The sequence below is a fragment of the Flavobacterium sp. genome (assembly GCF_024642105.1).
Taxonomy (GTDB): Bacteria; Bacteroidota; Bacteroidia; order Flavobacteriales; family Flavobacteriaceae; genus Flavobacterium.
Genome location: NZ_JAHEBT010000005.1, coordinates 46528 through 68172 on the forward strand (window position 1 = coordinate 46528; position 21645 = coordinate 68172).

The following is a 21645-nucleotide window of genomic DNA, read 5'->3' on the forward strand; positions in this document are numbered from 1 at the left end:
AAAAACGTAACATCAATAAAAAAAGGCCTAAGTATTTAGGTCTTTTTTTTATGCATTTAAACGAGAAAAAAAGCTGTTGGTCTTAAATAAATTTAGCAATTAAAAACTCATAGTATCTTTAATCAAAAGGAAATTAAACTAATGAAACAGGTGCTGCTTTTGCTGTTGTTTTTGGCTGTTTTACTAGTAGTAATCAGTTGCGAAAAAGGACGCACGGCACCTGCGATCATTTCAAAAGGAAAAAAAACCACAACAATTGTAAAGGATTCGATTGTAAAAGAGTCTATTACTACCACAATTGACACTGTTGATTACAACCAACGGCTTTGGGCTTTGAGCAACCAAGACGCTTCAGGACGATGGCCAGTAAAAACGGCTTGTCCCTTAGCTGGGGCTATTTTGCCTTACCATCGCATCGTGGCATTTTACGGCAATTTGTATTCCAAACGAATGGGCGTTTTAGGCGAATTACCGAAACAACAAATGCTCCAAAAACTAAATTACGAAGTCAACCGATGGCACAAAGCCGATCCTTCTGTAACCACCATTCCTGCACTACATTACATCGCTATTACCGCACAAAACGCCCCCGGAAAAAGCAACACCCATCGATTGCGAATGCCGCACCACCAAATTGATATTGTACTATCTTGGGCAAACGAAATTAACGGACTTGTTTTTTTAGATGTACAAGTGGGGCATAGTACCTTGCAAGATGAATTACCCACCTTGGTCAAATACCTACAACTACCGTTTGTTCATTTGGGCATTGACCCTGAATTTTCAATGAAAAATGAAGCTCCTCCAGGAACCAAAATCGGAACCTACTCGGCAGAAGATATCAATTATGCCATTCGGTTTTTAGCTCAAATTGTCCGTGAAAATAAACTGCCTCCAAAAGTGCTAATTGTACATCGGTTTACCCAAAAAATGGTCACTGATTATAAAAAAATCAAACCACTTCCCGAAGTTCAGGTCGTGATGAATATGGATGGTTTTGGCAACAAAACCTTAAAAAAATCAACCTACCACGATTATATTTTTAAAGAACCCGTTCAATTTACAGGTTTCAAATTATTCTATAAAAACGACACTAAAGGGAATAGCGCTGGTTTGTACTCTCCCGAAGAACTGCTCCGATTCAAGCCTAAACCCATTTACATTCAATACCAATAATTATGAAAAAGAGTCTTATTTTAGGTGTTATTTTTTCCTTTTTGACCATTAGCTGGTCTTGCTACACAAAACCCAATAACAAAAAAGAAGTACCCATTTTGTGCTACCACAATATTAAAAATTTTAGTGCCAAGGCAAGTCCCGATGTCAAAGCCTACACCACTACTCCCAAACGATTTGCAGAACAAATGAAAGCCCTATACCAAAACGGCTACCAAACCATTTCTCCTGACGAATTGTACCGCTATTTAATTCACAACGTACCATTGCCACCAAAACCCATTCTCATTACTTTTGACGATACTCGTGCCGAACAATTTACCTTGGCTGTAGCCGAAATGAACAAATACCACTTCAAAGGCGTGTTTTTTATTATGACCGTTTCAATAGGAAAACCGGGCTATATGACTAAAAATCAAATCAAAATTTTATCTCAAACAGGACACACTATTGGCTTACATACTTGGGACCACACGGCAGTCACTCATTATACCGAAAATGACTGGAATACTCAATTAATTCGTCCTCGAAAACAACTGGAAAACCTGATTGGTCAACCCGTTGATTATTTTTCATACCCTTTTGGATTATGGAACCAAAATGCCATTTCAAAACTCAGAGCCGAACATTTCAAACTCGCTTTTATCCTTTCTTCAGCAAAAGACAAAACGCATCCTGAATTCACCGTTCGAAGAAAAACTATAGCGGGAACTTGGTCCACTCCTACCATGCTAAAAGTGCTTCAGACTACTTTTCAGTAACCAAAATTGGTGTAGGTTTAAAAAATCCGTCGAAAGCTTGCGAAAATGAAGCAAACTTTGCGAACTTTGCGCGCAAGAAAAAACAACAATGGCAAAAATACTTACAGGGGTTCAAAGTACAGGAACTCCCCATTTAGGAAACTTATTAGGTGCAATCATCCCTGCAATTGAATTGTCCAACAATCCAGCAAACGAATCGTTTCTTTTCATTGCTGATTTGCATTCGGTTACCCAAATAAAAAACGGCGAAACCTTACGCGCTAATACGTACAGCACGGCAGCAGCATGGTTAGCCTGTGGATTAAATGTAGAAAAAGTAGTGTTTTATAGACAATCGGATGTGCCTCAAACCGCTGAATTGTCTTGGTATTTGAGTTGTTTTTTCCCGTTCCAACGATTGACTTTGGCACACTCTTTCAAAGATAAATCGGATCGTTTAGACGATGTGAATGCAGGATTATTTTCCTATCCTATGTTGATGGCAGCGGATATTTTGTTGTATAACGCTGAGTTTGTTCCTGTGGGAAAAGACCAATTGCAACACCTTGAAATTACTCGCGATGTAGCCTCTCGTTTCAACCACCAAATGGGCGAAACCTTTGTTATTCCTGAAGCCAAAATACAAGAAGATAGTATGCTTATTCCGGGTACCAATGGTGGAAAAATGAGTAAATCCGCTAATAATGTTATCAATATTTTCTTAGACGACAAAGCGTTGCGCAAGCAAATTATGAGCATAGAAACGGATAGTACACCATTAGAAGATCCAAAAAATCCAGACAGTTGCAATGCATTTGCTATTTACAAACTTCTAGCTTCTGAAAGTGAAATCGAAACTATGAAAGCCAATTATTTAGGCGGAAATTATGGTTACGGTCACGCCAAACAAGCTTTGTTTGATCTAATTATGGAAAAATTCAAAAACGAAAGATCGCAATACAATTACTACATGAGCAACTTAACTGAGGTCGATGAATTACTTCGAAAAGGCGCTCAAAAAGCGAGTAATGTAGCCAATGGCGTTTTAGCAAAAGTGAGAGAGAAACTGGGCTTCGAAAATTAATTTTTGCCACGAAGACACTAGGGCGCTAAATTATTTGAACCATTAAGAAATTAAGTTGATTAATCCGTTATCATCCCGACGAAGGTTAAATCTTTTTCACCATTTAGATACATAGAAAGGATACTTATTAAAGTAATGAGATAGACGTTTTACTTTTACATAGCTTTGTGAAAAATAGAGTTATTTCTATCCCTTCTTTTTAGTTGCATTTTCAATCTATGTTTCTATGTGGTTAAATTTCTTGATTTCCCGAATTTTTCATATCTGTGTTCCACCTCGTAAATCCAATATCGTAAATCGTAAATTAAATTGCTTCAAAAAGCTTACCTGGCAAAGGCCTAATCACGCCTTTCAACTCCATATTTAACAAGATTCCCGATATTTTATAAATAGGGAAATCACAGTGCAGCGCAATAACATCAAGCAATTCTTTGCCTGTTTTTAAAAGATAATCATAGATTTTTTGTTCGTCTTCGTCCAAAGCTACAAAGAGTTGTTTTTGAACCGATTTAACGTCTTTTTCTAAGTCCCAATTCAGCATATAAATCAAGTCAGCAGCACTGGTAAGGACATTGGCTTTTTGAGTTTTAATCAACGTATTGCATCCCTGACTGTACTTATCAGTCACTCGCCCCGGAACAGCAAATACATCTCGGTTGTACTCATTCGCCATATTAGCCGTAATCAAAGAACCGCCACGCTCTGCCGATTCGATGACAATCGTTGCTTCGGTCATTCCTGCCACAATCCGGTTTCTTCTCACAAAATTCTCTTTATCTGGATTGGACGAACTCCAAAACTCGGTCATAAAACCCCCATTTTCTTCCATTTTGGCTACATATTTTTTATGGGCTTTGGGATAAATTTGGTTCAACCCATGCGCTACTACTCCAACTGTTTGAAGGTTATTTTCCATAGCTAATTGATGTGCCACAATATCCACTCCATAAGCAAATCCACTAACAATAACGGGATTCAAAGGTACTAGCTCTTCGATAAATTTGCGACAAAACTCTAAACCATACGAAGTAATTTGACGCGTACCCACAATGCTAATCGTTTTATTATTTTTCAAGTCGATATTGCCGGAACTAAACAACACGAGCGGACTGTCAAAACAATGTTTCAACCGTTCTGGATAATCGATATCTTGAAAAGTAGTTACGTTTATTTGATTAGAAGCGATGAAATGTAATTCACGTTCTGCTTTCGCAAAAACAGATTGATCTTTGAAATTCTTCAACAGAATAGTTCCTATTCCGTCAATGGAAGCTAATTGCGACGATTTGGCTTTGAATACCGCTTCGGCAGAGCCAAAATGCGTGAGCAATTTTTTTGCGATAATATCGCCTACGCCTTCTACGCGTTGTAAGGCAAGTAAATAAAATAATTCTTGGTCATTCATTGGGGGTCAATTTGGAGCCTAAATGTAGTTATAAAGTCTGAAAAGCATTTCTTTTTTACTAAAAATTAGTACAAGAAATTGGTTTTACGCTCTTTTTAAAAATAGCTGTTATTAATTAACTCCCTGAAAAAGAAATAGCTGTAAAAATAATTCCGATTGTTAATAAAAATTGTGAATAAAATTTTGATAACTATTTTCGTTGCATAACTTTGTTACTATGAAAATCGAAAATTACATCGCGCAACTTTTGTACCGTTATCAATGTGTAACAGTGCCTGGTTTTGGAGCCTTTTTAACCGAAATCCAATCCGCTCAATTAGTGGAAAGTTCCCACTCGTTTTTTCCTCCAAAGAAACTTATTTCTTTCAATGCCTATCTAAAAAATAACGATGGGTTATTGGCAAATCATATTGCACAGACTGAAAAAACCTCTTATGAATATGCGGTTAGCGCTATTCAATACGAAGTGTTCAATTGGAAAAAAACCTTGCAAGAAACTGGGGTTTTTTCTATCAAAAACGTAGGTGACTTTTGCCTGAATGCCGATAGAAATTTAATTTTCACTCCGCACGATCAAACCAATTATTTAAGCAGTTCTTTTGGTTTAAGTCCGTTTGTTTCTCCGTTGGTAAAAAGAGAAATTTTCGAACAACAATTAGAAGCATTAGAAGAAACGGAAGCAATTCAATTGGTTCCAGAACACAAAAACAACTCTACTTTCTTGAAGTATGCTGCGATTTTTGTTCTAGGATTGGGTTTAACTGCTACGGTGGGTTACCCTATTTATCAAAATGAAATAGAAACTCAAAAAATTATTGTAGAAACTGCCGTTCAAAGACAGGTTCAAAACAAAATACAAGAGGCTACTTTTTTTATCGAAAGTCCTATTCCTGCCGTAACGCTTACTGTTAAAGAAGGTAAGTTGCCGTATCACATTATGGCGGGAGCGTTTAGAGACGAAGCCAATGCACAACGCATTTTTGAGGATTTAAGTGAAAAAGGATACAAAGCCAAACGAATTGAGCGTAACAAACACGGTTTATATCCCGTACTTTACGGAAGTTTTTCTACTTATACTGAAGCTGAAAAATTGAAAAATGAAATCAGAGCAAAAGAAAATCCTGAAGCTTGGATTTTAATTGAATCGTTATAAAAACACAAACCGCCTCAAAAGGCGGTTTTTTTATTTATTATATATTCAAACTAGCTTTGAACATTCGGGCTTCTTCCCAACTGAATGTATCACCGTATTTTTCCATTAAGGCATTCAAGGATTCTTCTTTATAACCTTCAAATGCAGCAGCAAGTTGATCTAATTTATCCGAAGGAATAAGGTCTTCAATGGCCACCATCTCAGTTTGTATCAAACGAACGAAATGACCGTAAATCGTTTGTTTAGTCAACATTCTAATTGAGGCGATTTCAGCAATTGAATTATTTTGTTTCCACAAATCAAATGTTTCTTCCACCGTGGTTTTCTTGGTGGACGATTTTGTTTTCTTTTTAGGAAGATAGCGTTCTTCGTCTAAGTCGTCTTCAATCAAGTTGGTATTTACCTTTTTAAAGGTAGCTTGAATGGCGGCTACTTTTCGACTGACATACATTTTTATTTCAGGCGAAGTCAACTTTTCTTTCGAAATAGTTTCGCCCGACACAACAGTTTCTATCAAAAGTTTGGCCTTCATTAATCTCAAAACAGCTTTGGTTTGAAGCTCTTCTAAAAGCACCAATTCGTCAAAATACGCCTTGGCTTTTTTAAGTCGCTTCACTTCTTCTAGTTTCCACAAAATCTCAAAAACCAACTCATCCATAGGATCCATAAAATAGGTATAGGCCGCCTGGATTCGTTCCGAAATGTGATTCAAATCAACCGTTTCTTGTCTAAAAAGCACATTCAATTGCTGAATGAATTTTTTAGCGGGCTCAACCACTTTGTCTATTCTTTCGGTTTGTTCCTTGGCCCAATAGGAATATTTGGCCTTAGAAGACACCTCCGATTTATCGTTATAACTATATTGATGGTTGCGCCATTCTTGAGCTAAATCAGCCCATTCAAAGGTTTGAACCAAATACTGATGGATAAAATTCTTCGTTTCAAAGTGCAATGCGTTTTCTAAATGCGTTTCCGAAGCTTTGTTCAACGAATAATCCATTACGTCCTGATCGTTAGAAATGCCATTCATTTGCAGTGGAGAAAGCAAAATAAGCCCTTTTAACGAACGCAAACGCGATAAAGCCACATACGCTTGTCCGGGTAGAAAAACTTGCGATACATCGAGTGCTGCTTTATCAAACGTTAGTCCTTGACTTTTATGGACCGTAATTGCCCACGCTAGTTTGATGGGGTAATGCACAAACGTGCCTAAGACTTCTTCTTCGATTTCCTTGGTCGTATCGTTTACTTTGTAGCGGATGTTCTGCCATTCGTATTTTTCAACTTCAATCGTTTTGTTTTCTTCGGGAAAATGCACTAGAATTTCTTTGGTAGAAAGGGATTTAATCACGCCCATTTTTCCGTTGAAATATTTTTTGTCGAAAGACAAATCATTTTTAACAAACATAATTTGCGCCCCTTCTTTCAAACGCAATACTTCATCTACCGGATAAATTTTGTCTGGGAAATCACCCGTTATTTCTGGAGAATACAACCATTCTTTGCCCTCTAAAGCCTCCAAAGCTTCAGTGTTCATCGTATCTGCTTTGGCATTGTGAGTCGTCAAAGTAATATACCCTTTATTGGCCTTCAAATCAAAATTAGGCTGAACATATTGATTTAAAGTGGCAATATCTTCTTTCGAAATTTGATTGTTGCGCAGGTTATTCAAAACCGAAATAAACGCATCATCCGTTTGGCGGAAGATTTTATCCAACTCAATATATAAGGGCGGATTTTGTTGCACCACCTGCGAATGAAAAAAGAATTTTCCTTTGTAATAGTTTTTCAAGGTGCGCCATTCGTCATCTCGAATTACAGGAGGCAATTGCAATAAGTCACCAATAAACAAAACCTGAACGCCACCAAACGGACTGTTTTTTTTGCGTACCGTTTGCATCATAAAATCCATAGCATCTAGTAAGTCAGCACGCAACATACTTACTTCGTCAATAATCAACAATTCCATATTTCGAATTACCGATTTTTTCAAACCGCTCATTTTAAAGTGGCGACGTAAAGTAGCTTTGGTCTCAAACTTGGTGCTTTCTGAAAAATCAGGTGCAGAATTATCCGGAAGAAATCCGCCGAAAGGCAGTTGAAATAGGGAATGAATAGTAACTCCGCCTGCGTTCAAAGCCGCAATTCCTGTAGGCGCGACTACAACCGTGTTTTTATGAGTCGTTTCAATAATTTCGCGAAGAAGTGTAGTTTTTCCGGTCCCGGCTTTACCGGTAAGAAAAACAGACCGTTGCGTCTGATTGATAAATCGTAAGGTGTAAGCGGCGGCTTCGGAAATGGTTTGCATAGGGCGGATAGATTTGAGAATGCTAAAATATTGAAAATAAAGATTGCCTGAGAAGTTTGATGCAAAAAAAAATGCCTTCAATCTAATTCAAGATGAAGGCATTTTTGAGAAGTAAATTGCATTTATTTTTTAGCTGGCGCTTTTTCTTCTTTAGCTCCACCTGCTTTGTATTTTTCGTTTAATGCTTTGATTAAATCTTTAGTGATATCATATTGATCTTCGGCATATAAAACAGATGCTACATCACCCGTTCCAAAGATATATGAGTATCCTTTTTCTTTTCCGTAGGCTTTGATGAATTTTTTCACACCAGAAACCAAAGAATCCATTTCTTTTCCGCTTTCTTGTTGCAATTGTTGAGACAATTGTTGTTGTGCATAACCCAATTGTTGCTCTCTTTTTTGTAATTCAGCCCCTTTTTGTTGTGCCCAAGCCTGACCGTTAGCTTGTGCTTGCGCTTGAAAGTTTCCAGCTTCTTGTTTGAAACGATTTATTTCAGCTTCTAACAATCTTCCTTTTTCCTCTGCTTGTGCTTTGTATTTTGCTTCAAGGTCTTTTGCCTCGGTGTATTCTTTCATTAATTCTGAAGTGTCAACATAAGCGGTTTTAACTTCTTTAACTTCTGCTTTTTTGTCACAAGCAATAACTGAAATTGAAAGTGCAATAATTACTAATACTTTTTTCATTTTGTGAATTTGTAAATTTTAAGTGTATCAGACAAAAATATAAAAAAATAGATAGCCTCAACAAAAACTTAGAAAAATGCTGTATTATTTGGTACATCAATTTTTATTATACCAATCATTCTTGTCATAAGTCAAAGCTATTAAAATTGGATTCGTATTAATCGTTTTAAAAAACGTTCTTAAAAAAGATAATGCAAACCTCTTTTTAATAAAAAAAGCGCCTTAAAAGCGCTTTAAATAGATTTTACCAGTTTTTAAGCACATAAATGTGTGAGGAATACTCCAAATCAGAGTGTGCTTTGATGTTAGACCATAATCCGATGAAAAATGCTTTTATAAAATTCATTCTTCCTGTTTTGTATTTTTCGGATAATAAGCTCACATAAAACGAATCGAACTTCATCGGAAGAATTTTGACTAATTCCATTTGCTCTTTCTGAAATAATTTTTGGATCGCTATTTTAGAAAAATGCCAAAAGTGAATCGGCACATCATAAGCCGCCCAAAATTTTCCATAATGTTGTGCATCGAAAGATTTGAAATTAGGAACTGCAATAATTAAAGAGCCAGTTGGTTTTAACAATCGCTTCAATTCTTTTATTTGGTGATCCAAATCGGGAACGTGTTCTAATACGTGCCACATTGTAATCACATCAAACGAACGATCTTCTAATTGAGCAATCGCTTCTACAAAAGAAACGCCTTTGTTAATGGCAATTTGTTTTGCTTTGTCGCTAGGTTCTACACCGGTGGTTTGCCAACCATCTTGTTGAGCTACCGAAAGAAACTCTCCTGTACCTGCTCCAATATCAAGAATTCGTCCTTTATTGGGTTGCAACGAATTGATTAAATTCAGTTTATTTTTTAAAGCAATCGATTTTACAAAATGATAGGCTTTTTCAAACAAGGAACGTTTGCTGTCTGTGTGCGAAATATAATCGGCACTTTCATAATACTTTCCAAGCACATCTAAACTAGGTTGTGGATGCGTAATCAACATGTCCAACTCTTCGTCTTGATATAGGTCAAAAACTTCTTTGGAAACAGAATAATCAGTAACAGTAAGAAAATGTTTTTTGTTTGAAATATTCATTGTAAATTATATTCTTTTATTTAAATCCTTTTAAAAACAAGCCTTCACGACGTAGTTTCACGTGGAACAATTTATCTTCCCATATAAATCAGTAAAACCGAAACATCGCTCGGTGACACACCGCTTATTCTAGAAGCTTGTGCTATTGTAGCCGGTTTAATTTTACTTAACTTTTGTTTCGCCTCAATTGACATTGATTTGATTTTGTTATAATCAAAATCCTCCGGAATTTTAACCTCTTCCAAACGCGTTAATTTATCTGCGTTGTTTCTTTCCTTTTCAATATAACCCGAATACTTTACTTGAATTTCGGCTTGTTCCAAAATCTCTTGATCTAGATTGTTTTCTTCAATATACGTCTTAACTTTTTCAAATTGCAACATGTCTTCTAAATCAATTTGAGGACGCGAAAATATTTTAAACATCTTATCGCCTTGCGAAATTGGTGCTGTTTCTTTTGCTTCTAAAATCGGGTTCGTTTCTGCCACAGAAACGCTTGTTTCTTTGAAAAAATTCACCATTTTCTCTGATTCGTTTAACTTAAATTCCATTCGGCGCAAACGTGCTTCAGAAGCCAAACCAATTTCATACGACATAGGCGTCAATCTAAAATCGGCATTATCTTGACGCAACAAGGTTCTATATTCAGCACGAGAAGTAAACATTCGGTACGGCTCTTCCGTTCCTTTGGTAATCAAATCATCAATTAAAACACCTATATAGGCTTCGTCTCTTTTTAAAATTAACGGCGCTTTTTCATGTACTTTTAAGTGGGCATTAATTCCCGCCATTAATCCTTGAGAAGCAGCTTCTTCATATCCTGTTGTTCCGTTAATTTGACCCGCAAAATACAAGCCTTCAACCAACTTGGTTTCTAAGGTATGTTTCAATTGTGTAGGCGGAAAATAATCGTATTCAATAGCATATCCAGGTCGCAAAAATTTCACTTTTTCAAATCCCGCTACCGAACTCAATGCTTTAAATTGAATGTCTTCTGGCAAAGAAGTAGAGAAGCCATTTACATACACTTCACAAGTTTTCCAACCTTCAGGCTCCACAAATAATTGATGTCTTTCTTTATCCGCAAAACGATTGATTTTATCTTCAATTGAAGGGCAATATCTTGGCCCCAAACTTTTAATTCGGCCATTAAACATTGGAGAACGATCAAAACCTTCTCTTAAAATATCGTGAACTTCTAATGAAGTATAAGTCATATGACACGATCTTTGATGAATCAATGAAGACGTTACATCAGAATATGAAAACTTATCGGGTTTAGCATCCCCTTTTTCTTCGTTCATTTTAGAATAATCCAATGAGCGTCCGTCCACTCGTGGAGGCGTTCCTGTTTTCATTCTTCCCGCTTGAAAACCCGCATTAACTAAATCTTCTGTAATTCCGTACGCTGCACTCTCTCCTGCTCTACCGCCACCAAATTGTTTTTCTCCAATATGAATTAATCCATTCAAAAAAGTACCGTTGGTCAACACCACTGATTTGGATTTTATTTCCACTCCAAGAGCTGTTTTAATCCCTTTTATTTTCCCGTTTTCAATAATCAAACCACTCACCATTTCCTGATAAAAATCAAGATTGGGAGTCGCCTCCAACATCATTCTCCACTCTTCAGAAAAACGCATTCTATCACTCTGTACTCGTGGCGACCACATGGCAGGACCTTTGGATTTATTCAACATTTTAAATTGAATTGCGGTTCTGTCCGACACTATTCCAGAGTAACCACCCAAAGCATCAATCTCGCGTACAATTTGTCCTTTTGCAATTCCACCCATGGCAGGATTACAAGACATTTGCGCAATGTTTTGCAAACTCATTGTCACCAACAATGTTGTTGAACCTAAATTAGCGGCAGCGGCAGCAGCTTCACAGCCTGCGTGACCCGCACCCACAACAATTACATCATACTCGTTTAGAAACATTTTTTATTGATTTAATCCTATTGATTGGATTGTGATTTGAATATATTTTGCAGATGTTCCACGTGAAACATCTTGATTTTAATTTATGCCTTACTAGCTATTGTTCCACGTGAAACATTGCTAATTTTTCATCTTCTTTAGAGCGCATTACTTGCTCATCCGCTTCTGTTTTGTCTTTGTATCCACAGTAGTGTAACACTCCGTGAACCAACACGCGTTTTAACTCCTCTTCAAACGAAACCTTAAAATCATTGGCGTTGTCTTGTACTCTTTCTACTGAAACAAAAATATCACCATTTAGTTCGTTACCCATCGAATAATCAAAACTAATGATGTCGGTTAACGTATCGTGGTTTAAGTATTCTAAATTAATTTTTAAAAGATATTCGTCGTCACAAAAGATATAATTAATCTCCCCTTCCTTCTTGTCTTCTGAAATAATTACTTGAGACAACCAAGAAGAAATCACGTCTTCGTTCTCTAAAGTAAAGTTGGTTTCGTAATTGAAATCGATCATTTTTTATTAAAATAATTTTGAACCTTTTCATTAAAATTCGAGCGCAAAGGTAAGGATTGTCTATTTAATATCTCAATGCTATTCAAATATTCTAACAAAGGCTTAGGTAAAGCATTAGCCAAATTTGAAAATTGTTTTTTATTGCTTTCTGATTCTCTTTTATTTTCTTCTCCTTGTTGTTGCAGCGCTGTTTTTAATTTTAACAATTCTTGTTGAATGTTGATTGCTTTTTGAACCGTTTCATTCTTAAAACCTTTATTTAATAATTGCTTTTCCAACTGTTTCATTTGATCTAAAGCAGACTGTCCTTTACTTCCAATCCCTTGCTTTTCTAATTCGTTTTCCAGCGCTTCTCGAAGTTTGCGTTGCTCTTTATAAAGTTGCATTATCACCTCTGCATCGCCTTCGCCTTGTTCTCCACTTTGACCGTTCTTTTGTGACTTGCCAGATTTACCTTGCTGTCCATTCTCTTTCATTCCTTGCTTCATTTGTTCGCCCAAGCCTTGTTGCTTTTTAATAATGTCGGGCAATTGCATTCCTTGTCCTTGTCCAGGTTTTGGTTTTCCGCTGCTCATTCCAGATAAAGATAGTTGCATATTGAACAACATATCGCTCAATCTATCCGCTAATTTATTGGCATCCGAAACGGCATATTGTTGGTGCGAAATCCCTTTAGTAAACTGAGAATTGGTTAGGGTTTCAATGGCGCTATTAATGTTGTATTCGACATTACCCACCTGCTTGGTAATCTCTTCGGCAATTTTAGGATTGCGCAAAGACATCGCAAATAAACTGTCGTCAACGTGTTTGAATTGTTGTTTTAGATTCTGTTGAATTTTTATATTTTTATTAAACGAAGGTGAAGCTGATTTCGTCGCTTTAAATTGTTTCATCACCTCTTCTTGGGCGTTAGAAAAAGCCAAAAGATTATCTGTAATTTGACGCAACATTTTCACGTCTTCTTGCAATTGTTCCATTTCAGAAGACTCCATACTCTCTTGCATTTTTTGAGACATTTCTTTCATTTTATTGGCGGCTGATTTTTGCTTAGATTGTGCTTTTGGAGTGTTATTTTGCTGCAATTCGTCCAACGCTTTTTTTAAATCATCGTCAATACTTTTTTCTTTAGCTTCTTGTTTGGGTAAATCCAATGGGGCTTTTAATTCGGTATTGTCTTTTTGAAGTTCCTTCAGCTCTTGTTGAATCTTATCAAAAGACGCATTAATACTTTCTTGCTTGTCGGATTTATTTTCTTTTCCTTTGTTAGACAATTGTTCTTGCTTGTCTGAAAGTTGATCTAATTTAGCCGCTAATTGTTGGGCTTTTTTCTCTACATAAAATCGCTTGGTGAGCTCCACCAATTGCGCCAAATTTTTAGTTTGATTTTTACTTTGCTGTTTGTAATTGTCTAATTTTTGAAGCAACTCCTCTGCTCCGATTTTGTCATTTAGTTTTTGAAGTTCGTCTAACAACTTTTTATTTTTATCTGACTCTTGAGTAGCTTTTTCGAGACGTTTTACCAAGTCTTCTTTCAAAGGATCTTTTTGTTCCGACTTAAAATTTTCTAAATTGGCTTTCATCTTCTCGGCAAATTCCTGCATCATTTGTTCTTGGAGTTTTTGACGCTTTAAGAAATCCGTTACTTTTTGTTGCTCTTTGAATTCGAACTCATTCTTCTCTTTTCCTAATTTTTTTAATTTATCTAAATCAGCCAATTGCTTTTCCTGAGCTTTTAATGACTTTTCTAATCCATTGCTGTTTTCGTTTTGCTGCTGCAAGGATTGTTCTTCTTTCTCTTCGGCTGTAGCCAGACGAGAAGAAAAAACAGACGATTGAGTTCGTTTGAAATGATGTATCGCATCATTATCAAAAACTTCAAAATAGTACTCGTAAACAATCCCTGATAGAACCGGTAAATTAGTTGGAAACGAAAATATAAATTGGTCAAAAGCCGCTGGTTTAATTGCAATTGTTCCACGTTTAGCATTGGCGGGTTTGTCTTTTGGATAATACACTACTTGAAGTCGAGACAACCCATAATCATCCGAAATTTGACCTACACAATAATTGGTTCCCAACTTCAAACTATCTGGAGCATGACCGACTTGAATGGCAGGGAACTGGTCTTTTACCACGGCAAGTTGATAATATAATTTTTCGTGCTGTTTTGCATTAGCATTGGAACTACTAATTTGATACTCTGTGTTTTGAAGAATAGTTTTAGCCAAAATAAATTGATTCCCTTTTTTGGCAAAAGAAACAGCAGTTTCAGCACTTTTCCAATTCATTTTTTGAGTGGCTTGGGTAGTAATTTTCCATACTACTTGCGTTCCTTCAGGAATTATAGCATTACCTGTTCCTTGAAGGGTTTCGGGTTTCTTTTTCAAATACGATGGAAACCGCAATTGCATTTCAAAATTGGTTATCGAAGGCACTGCAATTACTTGTAATTGATACTCATTGGAACTGATTTCATTCGCTTCCAAATGAAAAGTCAAATCTTGCTTAGGATGGGTAATTGTAAATTGGAATTCGCCAGGACGAACGGTTTCCATATAATAACTTTCGTTATTGAAAAAAATCATTATTTTCTCAGGAACCACTTTTCCTTCGGTATGTACACGAATTGTAAAATCTTTATTTTCCTCGGTGGTTAAAGTAGTGTTGAGGATTTGAAATTGGAATGGTGCTGGCGGAGCAAACGCTGTAGAATAATGCACGACTCTGTCAAGGCTTTGAGTAAGAATAGTGCCGTTGCCTGTTGCATAAAAAATCAAAATGAAAACCAAGGGCGCTACTACCCAAGGCAAATACTTCCTATTAGCCGTAAAATTAACTGCGTTACTAAAAGGAATAGGTTGTAACTCGATTGATTTTTGTTGAATCGACGCCAATAACAATTCCGATTGCGCTGCATTTTGTGCCAACTGAAGAAAGTTAGTCAACTTATCTCCTACTTCGTTAAAATGGCTCCCAATAATGTCAGAAGCTTGTTGATAGTCGATTCCCTTTTGTAGTTTAACCAACTTTAAAATGGGGAACAAAATCAGCCGAATCAACAAAACCAATTCAACCAAAATAAACACCCAAAACAAAACGGTGCGTGCATTTGGCTTCAGCCAAAGAAAATATTCAATACTCAAAGTGAAAAGAAAATACAGCAGCCCTAAACCGAAAAAGAAGATGATTCCCTTTATCAATTCATTGGTGTAAAACTTCCGAATGAAAGCTTCTAATTTTCGATATATGATTCCTTCAGTTGACAAATACGTCGGCTTTATTTTTAACCAATAAAAGTAACAATTTATAAGAATACACCACTGTTAAAAAATCAATCAAAATATCAAGTAATTTGAAGCTATATTTGCAAAAGAATAAAAAGATAAAAAAAGCTATCATGTCAAAGCCAATTCGTGTGCGTTTTGCACCTAGTCCAACAGGACCTTTACATATCGGCGGAGTTCGTACCGCCTTATTTAATTATTTGTTTGCCAAGAAAAATAACGGAACTTTCTTCTTACGAATTGAAGATACCGACCAAAATCGTTTTGTTCCTGGTGCCGAAGAATACATCTTAGAAGCCTTAAATTGGTTAGGAATTGCTCCTGATGAAACCGTAGGGAAAAATGAAAAATTTGGCCCTTACCGCCAAAGCGAAAGAAAAGAGTTGTACCAACAATATGCAGATCAATTAATCAATTCTGGAAATGCGTATTATGCTTTTGATACGGCTGAAGCTTTGGATGCGCATAGAAAAAAACACGAAGAACAAGGAAAAACATTCATCTACAACCATCACAATAGAGAAAAACTAGATACTTCGTTAGTGATTTCTAAAGAAGCCGCCGACAAAAGAATTGCAGCAGGTGAAGAGTATGTTATACGTTTTAAAACTCCGGTTAACGAAACCTTGCATTTGCATGACATCATTCGCGGAGACGTAAAATTTGAAACCAATTTACTAGACGATAAAGTATTATTTAAAAGCGACGGAATGCCAACGTACCACTTGGCGAATATTGTGGACGACCATTTGATGGAAACCTCACATGTTATTCGTGGCGAAGAATGGTTGCCTTCTATGCCGTTGCACGTTTTATTGTACCGTGCTTTTGGTTGGGAAGCGCCCGAATTTGCCCATTTGCCTTTAATTCTAAAACCTATTGGAAACGGAAAATTATCCAAAAGAGATGGGGACAAAATGGGATTCCCGGTATTTCCTTTAGAATGGAAAACCGAAGAAGGTGTTTCATCAGGTTACAGAGAAAAAGGGTTTTTTCCAGAAGCCGTAGTTAACTTTTTAGCCCTATTGGGTTGGAACGACGGAACCGAAAAAGAATTATTTTCTTTGGAAGAATTGGTCCAAAATTTCGATTTAAATCGAGTACATAAAGCGGGAGCTAAATTTGATCCTGAAAAAAATAAATGGTTCAATCACCAATATTTGATACAACACCCAGATGCTGATTTGGCGAAAGCCTTCTCTCCTATTTTGACCGAAAAAGGAATTACTGTTGAAGAAAATAAATTAATTACTATTGTTTCTTTAATTAAAGAACGTGCGCATTTTGTTTCTGAATTTTGGGAATTGAGTGACTACTTTTTTGAAGCTCCAAGTTCTTATGATGAAAAAGCGACTAAAAACTGGAAAGAAGAAACTCCTGCGCTAATGCAAAATTTAATTGCTGTTTTAGAGGGAATTGAAGATTTTAAGGCCGCAACTATTGAAACTGTTGTAAAAGAATGGATGACGGCAAACGAAATTGGAATGGGAAAAATAATGCAACCGTTTCGTTTGAGTTTAGTAGGTGCTTTAAAGGGTCCTCACCTATTTGACATTGCTGAATTGATTGGAAAACAAGCAACCATTCAACGAATTCAAAAAGCAATAGCTAGTTTATAATTCTAGACTTGATACAAAAAATAAAAGAGGCTTAATTGCCTCTTTTTTTATGGATAAGCCAATCAATAACATACGGAATGGCTAGTTGTAAAATGCGTATATACGAATTAGAAAACATGGTTTTACAAGAGGCTAAAGCCTCTTGAAAGAGGTTTTCGGGTTGTAATGTTTCTTTTGTTTTTTCCACGCTCAACAAAATATGCTGCAAATGGATTTCTCTTTCCAGCTTTAGAATTTCTAAGTCGGCATTAATTTGGTCGTAAGATGAATAGTGTTTAGACATAATTAATCATTAAAAAAGATGGCTGAAAATTTCTCTAAAATGGGTCCTTCCACAATCTTATCTTTCACCAAAAATAATAAGCCTGTTAGTAGTAAATAAAATCCTCCAACGATTAGAAAACCCACAGCAGTATTGTTGAAATAACTTCCAATAGCAAACGCCGCTGCAATAGAAACAAACAAAATTACCATACTCAAACAAAGTACAATTAAAAGGAATTTAACAATCATAGTAGTCGATTGCATCAAAACTTTAAAACCACGAAGTTTATAATACTCAATATTGGTTTCTATATACCCTTTTGCGTGTTCTTGAATTTGTTCGGTTTGATTTTTTATTTCTTCAAATGCCATTTTACTTATTTTAGTTAAATCAATTATTCTGGAAAATTATTGTCTGGCTGAGCCATTTTCAAATCGTCCAATTTTTTCTCAAGAAAAGAAATAAGATCTTCGGTTTTATACCCCACATTAGCCACCAAGTCCTCGAACGATTCTTCTAAATCTTCTTTGGTATTGGAAAACTTATTTTTTAATTGTTCTGACACTTGATCTAATTTATCTTTCAAATCATCTTTAGCATCTTGAAAACCATCTTTAATTTTTTCTCTTGTTCTACACCCTTTATCAGGCGCAAACAAAATTCCAATTCCAGCTCCAATCAACGCACCTGTTAATAGTGCTATCAAAGTATTTCCTGAAGTATTTGACATAATTTCTATTTTTTATCGGTTTCTATACTAAAGGTACAACAATTTTTTTCTTTTGGGAGTTAAGAACTCGTTAAAGTGTCTTTTTATAAGATAAAAAGTAAATAGATACGCTTAGATGTTTTCTTTTTACAAAATGGTATTCAGTGTTGTAAAAAGAAAAAAGGTTGCTCAAAATCGATTTATTTAAGCTGTTTTTAATTGGATAAATCAATTGAAAATTAAACAATAATAAATATTGATTATAACAACAAAAACCCACTAATAAGCGGGTTTTTAATTTATAAAATTGATAGGGTAAATTTTTTAAATTTGATTCAAAAGAGACAAAATAGTTTCATTTTTTTCAGTGGCTTTCAATTCAAATAAAATAGGTTTAAAATTATCCAAATGATTCGTGTCGTGAATTAAATTTTGCAAAACAGCTATACGAACTAAAACCAATTGACTTTTCAACGACATCGTATATAATTTTGATAATGCCTCTGAATCAATATCGGCTGGATTTACTTTATCTGAATGTTCTAAAATCAAATTGGCAAACAATAAGGAATTATTGTCGTTTTTGATGTTTTTCACAATTGTTTGGTTCACTAAGCTATAATTATCAATGGTTTTGATGTTCTCAACAATTGTCTTCAATATGGCTTCGGCGGCTGGAGCGTCTTTTTCTTTAACGTATTTATTGATTTCTTTTTGAGTGTTCATCAATACATTTTCTTCCTTCTTGCCTTTTTCTTCCCAAGCATCTTTCAATCCTACGGTTTTGTTAAAAACTAAATTTTCAGCGGTTGAATCTTTATCCACATTGAAATAACCCAAACGTTGGAACTGAAATTTATCGCCCGATTGTACCGTTTTCAAACTTGGTTCAACAAATCCTGTGCTAATTTGCAACGAATTTGGATTAATAAATTCCAAGAAATTCTTCTCTTTGTGACTGTCTGGCGCTTCGTCAATGAACAGACGATCGTACAAACGAACTTCGGCTTTTATCGCGTGAGCAATTGATACCCAGTGTAAGGTTCCCGACACTTTTCGTTGACTAGCCTCACTTCCACTTCCGCTTCGGCTATCTTCGTCATACGAAACGTGAATTTCGGTAATGTTACCATTAGCATCTTTCACTACAGATTCGCCTTTAATGATGTAGGCGTTTTTCAATCGGACTTCTTTACCTAAACTCAAACGGAAAAACTTAGCTGGCGCTTCTTCTAAAAAATCTTCTCTTTCAATGTATAATTCTCTAGAAAACGGTACTTTTCTAAAACCAGCACTTTCGTCTTCTTGATTATTCTCGGCATCTAGCCATTCTTCTTTTCCTTCAGGATAATTCGTGATGACCACTTTTACAGGATCTAAAACCGCCATCACACGTGGGGCTGTTTTATTCAAATCTTCGCGCAAGCAAAATTCTAAAAGCGAATAATCAATTACATTTTCTCTTTTGGCAACGCCAATAATATCACAGAATTTACGAATTGAATTAGGCGTATATCCTCTTCTTCGTAATCCTGAAATTGTTGGCATTCTTGGGTCGTCCCAACCATCTACAAAGTTTTCTTGAACCAATTGCAAGAGTTTTCTTTTACTCATTACGGTATAATTCAAATTCAAACGTGCAAATTCGTATTGATTAGGTCGCACTTTGTTATTATCATCAATTTGATCTAAAAACCAATTGTATAATTCGCGGTGCATCACAAATTCTAACGTACAGATAGAATGTGAAATTTGTTCGATATAATCACTTTCACCGTGTGCATAATCGTACATCGGATAGATTTTCCATTCGTTTGCCGTTCTATGATGATGACGGTGTAAAATACGGTACATCAACGGATCGCGCATCAACATATTAGTCGAAGCCATATCAATTTTAGCACGCAAAACATGAGTTCCTTCTGGAAAATCTCCGTTTTTCATCGCTTCGAATAAAGCTAAATTTTCTTCAATAGAACGGTTTCTGAATGGCCCATCAACACCTGGTTGTGTTGGAGTTCCTTTTTGAGTGGCCATTTCTTCTGAAGTTTGGCTATCTACATAGGCTTTTCCATTTTTAATCATTTGAACCGCCCAGTCGTACAACTGTTGGAAATAATCAGACGAATACAATTCTTCGGTCCAATTGAATCCCAACCATTTCAAATCTTCTTTAATTGCATCTACATATTCTTGCTCTTCTTTGGCTGGATTAGTATCATCAAAACGCAAATTTACTGGCGCATTGTACTTTAAACCCAAACCAAAATTTAAACAAATTGATTTAGCGTGACCAATGTGTAAATACCCATTTGGCTCCGGTGGAAAACGAAAACGCAACTGATCTTGCGGAAAACCAGAGGCTAAACTGTCTTCTATAATTTGTTCAATGAAATGCAATGATTTTTCTTCTGATGCCATTTTAAAACTTTTGAAAAGCAAAGTTATCAAATTTGTTGGTGATTCGTCGATTTATAAGGTGGTTTATTCGGCTTTGAAACTAAAAAAACAAAACATTTTGTACTTTTATCCCATCAAAAGGATAAAAATTTATCTAGAAAACAACAAAAATGGGAACCATCAAACTAAAAAATATTCGCACTTTTTCGTATCACGGCTGTTTAGTAGAAGAAGGAAAAATTGGATCGGATTACAGCGTGGATTTAGAAGTAAAAACAGATTTACGTAAATCGTGTATTTCGGATGATTTAGCAGATACGGTTGATTATGTGCTTTTGAACCAAATTGTAGTAGAAGAAATGGCTATTCGTTCTGATTTATTAGAACATGTAGCCTATCGAATTATTATTCGCATTTTTGCCGAAGCACCTTCTGTTTCCCGAATTAAAATTGGGGTTTCTAAAATCAATCCGCCTATTGGTGGTGATGTTGAAGCAGTTACCATTGAATTAGAAGAATATCGAAATTAATAGGTAAGCGATATATTGCTTAGGTATAAAGTTTTTACCATAAGACTTTTAAACTTTAAACTTTTTGCTATCTTTGCAACCCAATAAACAATTGGCGTCGTGGCCGAGCGGCTAGGCTGGGCTCTGCAAAAGCTCCTACTCCGGTTCGAATCCGGACGATGCCTCCAGAAGAGATACAGCAATGTGTCTCTTTTTTTTGTTGTAATTTTTTGTAAATATTTAATAGACGAAAGGCCTTACTCTATCTTCTCCAACGCATTTTTAACCATTTCTTTTTCTTTTGGGAACCAACCTTGAGAAATTAAAATCACACCAAAAACAATTAAAACAATACTAATTGCTTTTTTAATTTTAAGGATATTAGTGGGTGTTAACTTTGATTTTAATTGCTTGGCTAAAACAATTTTTAAGCAATCTACCAGTAAATACGTTACAATTACTGAAGTGAAAAAAGTCATCATTCTAGGAGTTTGCATTTCTAATTTTGGTCCTACAGAAATGATAATTGCCAACCAAAATCCTAGCACTCCAATATTAATAATATTCAGGAAAAATCCTTTTGCTAAAAGACTTCCGTAATTTTTTTTAATGATTTCGTCATCAATAGCTTCGTATTGAATTTTAGCTTGTTTTTTTAATTTAACAAATGAAATAATACCATACGTAACCATTACAATTCCGCCAAAAATAAACAAAGCAGGTTTGTCTTTTAAACTCGCAATCAAACGATAAC

At 35.7% G+C, this 21645-nt stretch carries 18 protein-coding genes and 1 tRNA gene; 7 read left to right on the top strand and 12 right to left on the bottom strand.

The window, feature by feature from the left end; all coding sequences use genetic code 11:
• Positions 1–141: 141 nt before the first annotated feature.
• The 3 genes from Q0L65_RS02480 (at position 142) to trpS (ending at position 3000) form a co-directional block, all read left to right on the top strand.
• Positions 142–1176, top strand: a complete 1035-nt coding sequence (locus Q0L65_RS02480) for a hypothetical protein (RefSeq protein WP_296683042.1) — start codon at positions 142–144, stop codon at positions 1174–1176.
• A 2-nt stretch (positions 1177–1178) separates the two neighbouring features.
• Entirely contained in the window at positions 1179–1937 is a 759-nt protein-coding gene (locus Q0L65_RS02485) for a polysaccharide deacetylase family protein (RefSeq protein WP_296683043.1), read from the top strand.
• Between the two features lie 88 nt (positions 1938–2025).
• Positions 2026–3000 (top strand): tryptophan--tRNA ligase, encoded by a 975-nt coding sequence (trpS, locus tag Q0L65_RS02490; RefSeq protein WP_296683045.1) that lies wholly within the window; start codon positions 2026–2028, stop codon positions 2998–3000.
• Positions 3001–3304: 304 nt separating this feature from the next.
• Here trpS and dprA read toward each other — a convergent pair whose 3' ends face one another.
• Positions 3305–4405, bottom strand: a complete 1101-nt coding sequence (gene dprA / locus Q0L65_RS02495; RefSeq protein ID WP_296683049.1) for a DNA-processing protein DprA — start codon at positions 4403–4405, stop codon at positions 3305–3307.
• 217 nt (positions 4406–4622) lie between these two features.
• Here dprA and Q0L65_RS02500 point away from each other — a divergent pair, with 217 nt between their 5' ends.
• The gene (locus tag Q0L65_RS02500; protein ID WP_296683051.1) at positions 4623–5558 is read left to right on the top strand and encodes an SPOR domain-containing protein; all 936 of its coding nucleotides are present in this window, start codon (positions 4623–4625) and stop codon (positions 5556–5558) included.
• A 37-nt stretch (positions 5559–5595) separates the two neighbouring features.
• Here the strand turns inward: Q0L65_RS02500 and Q0L65_RS02505 are convergent, their stop codons facing one another.
• The 6 genes from Q0L65_RS02505 to Q0L65_RS02530 all read right to left on the bottom strand — a co-directional run bounded on the left by Q0L65_RS02505 (position 5596) and on the right by Q0L65_RS02530 (position 15371).
• Entirely contained in the window at positions 5596–7866 is a 2271-nt protein-coding gene (locus Q0L65_RS02505) for a helix-turn-helix domain-containing protein (RefSeq protein ID WP_296683053.1), read from the bottom strand.
• 122 nt (positions 7867–7988) lie between these two features.
• The gene (locus tag Q0L65_RS02510; protein ID WP_296683056.1) at positions 7989–8552 is read right to left on the bottom strand and encodes an OmpH family outer membrane protein; all 564 of its coding nucleotides are present in this window, start codon (positions 8550–8552) and stop codon (positions 7989–7991) included.
• A 244-nt stretch (positions 8553–8796) separates the two neighbouring features.
• Positions 8797–9645, bottom strand: a complete 849-nt coding sequence (locus Q0L65_RS02515) for a class I SAM-dependent methyltransferase (protein WP_296683059.1) — start codon at positions 9643–9645, stop codon at positions 8797–8799.
• A 71-nt stretch (positions 9646–9716) separates the two neighbouring features.
• Entirely contained in the window at positions 9717–11588 is a 1872-nt protein-coding gene (mnmG, locus tag Q0L65_RS02520; RefSeq protein ID WP_296683062.1) for a tRNA uridine-5-carboxymethylaminomethyl(34) synthesis enzyme MnmG, read from the bottom strand.
• Positions 11589–11685: 97 nt separating this feature from the next.
• Positions 11686–12105, bottom strand: a complete 420-nt coding sequence (gene ybeY / locus Q0L65_RS02525) for an rRNA maturation RNase YbeY (RefSeq protein WP_296683065.1) — start codon at positions 12103–12105, stop codon at positions 11686–11688.
• Positions 12102–15371: a DUF4175 family protein gene (locus tag Q0L65_RS02530; protein ID WP_296683067.1), complete on the bottom strand. Its 3270-nt coding sequence runs from the start codon at positions 15369–15371 to the stop codon at positions 12102–12104. The genes ybeY and Q0L65_RS02530 overlap by 4 nt, the downstream gene beginning before the upstream one ends.
• Before the next feature lie 131 nt (positions 15372–15502).
• Between Q0L65_RS02530 and gltX the strand changes: the two genes are divergently transcribed.
• Positions 15503–17008, top strand: a complete 1506-nt coding sequence (gltX, locus tag Q0L65_RS02535) for a glutamate--tRNA ligase (protein WP_296683071.1) — start codon at positions 15503–15505, stop codon at positions 17006–17008.
• Between the two features lie 31 nt (positions 17009–17039).
• Here the strand turns inward: gltX and Q0L65_RS02540 are convergent, their stop codons facing one another.
• The 4 genes from Q0L65_RS02540 to Q0L65_RS02555 all read right to left on the bottom strand — a co-directional run bounded on the left by Q0L65_RS02540 (position 17040) and on the right by Q0L65_RS02555 (position 20403).
• Complete coding sequence (locus tag Q0L65_RS02540; RefSeq protein WP_296683073.1) at positions 17040–17291, bottom strand: DUF6327 family protein; 252 nt, start codon at positions 17289–17291, stop codon at positions 17040–17042.
• Between the two features lie 2 nt (positions 17292–17293).
• On the bottom strand, positions 17294–17644 hold the full coding sequence (locus tag Q0L65_RS02545) for a competence protein (RefSeq protein WP_296683075.1): 351 nt from the start codon (positions 17642–17644) through the stop codon (positions 17294–17296).
• A gap of 23 nt (positions 17645–17667) precedes the next feature.
• Complete coding sequence (locus Q0L65_RS02550; RefSeq protein ID WP_296683076.1) at positions 17668–18003, bottom strand: YtxH domain-containing protein; 336 nt, start codon at positions 18001–18003, stop codon at positions 17668–17670.
• 303 nt (positions 18004–18306) lie between these two features.
• Positions 18307–20403: a glutamine--tRNA ligase/YqeY domain fusion protein gene (locus tag Q0L65_RS02555; protein WP_296683080.1), complete on the bottom strand. Its 2097-nt coding sequence runs from the start codon at positions 20401–20403 to the stop codon at positions 18307–18309.
• A 149-nt stretch (positions 20404–20552) separates the two neighbouring features.
• Between Q0L65_RS02555 and folB the strand changes: the two genes are divergently transcribed.
• Both folB and Q0L65_RS02565 read left to right on the top strand, forming a co-directional pair.
• Positions 20553–20912, top strand: coding sequence for a dihydroneopterin aldolase (gene folB, locus Q0L65_RS02560; protein ID WP_296683082.1), 360 nt, complete (start codon positions 20553–20555; stop codon positions 20910–20912).
• Between the two features lie 93 nt (positions 20913–21005).
• Positions 21006–21079 (top strand) — tRNA-Cys (locus tag Q0L65_RS02565).
• Between the two features lie 69 nt (positions 21080–21148).
• Here the strand turns inward: Q0L65_RS02565 and Q0L65_RS02570 are convergent.
• Positions 21149–21645 (bottom strand): LysE family transporter (locus tag Q0L65_RS02570; protein ID WP_296683084.1); only part of this gene is annotated, 497 nt, incomplete at its 5' end.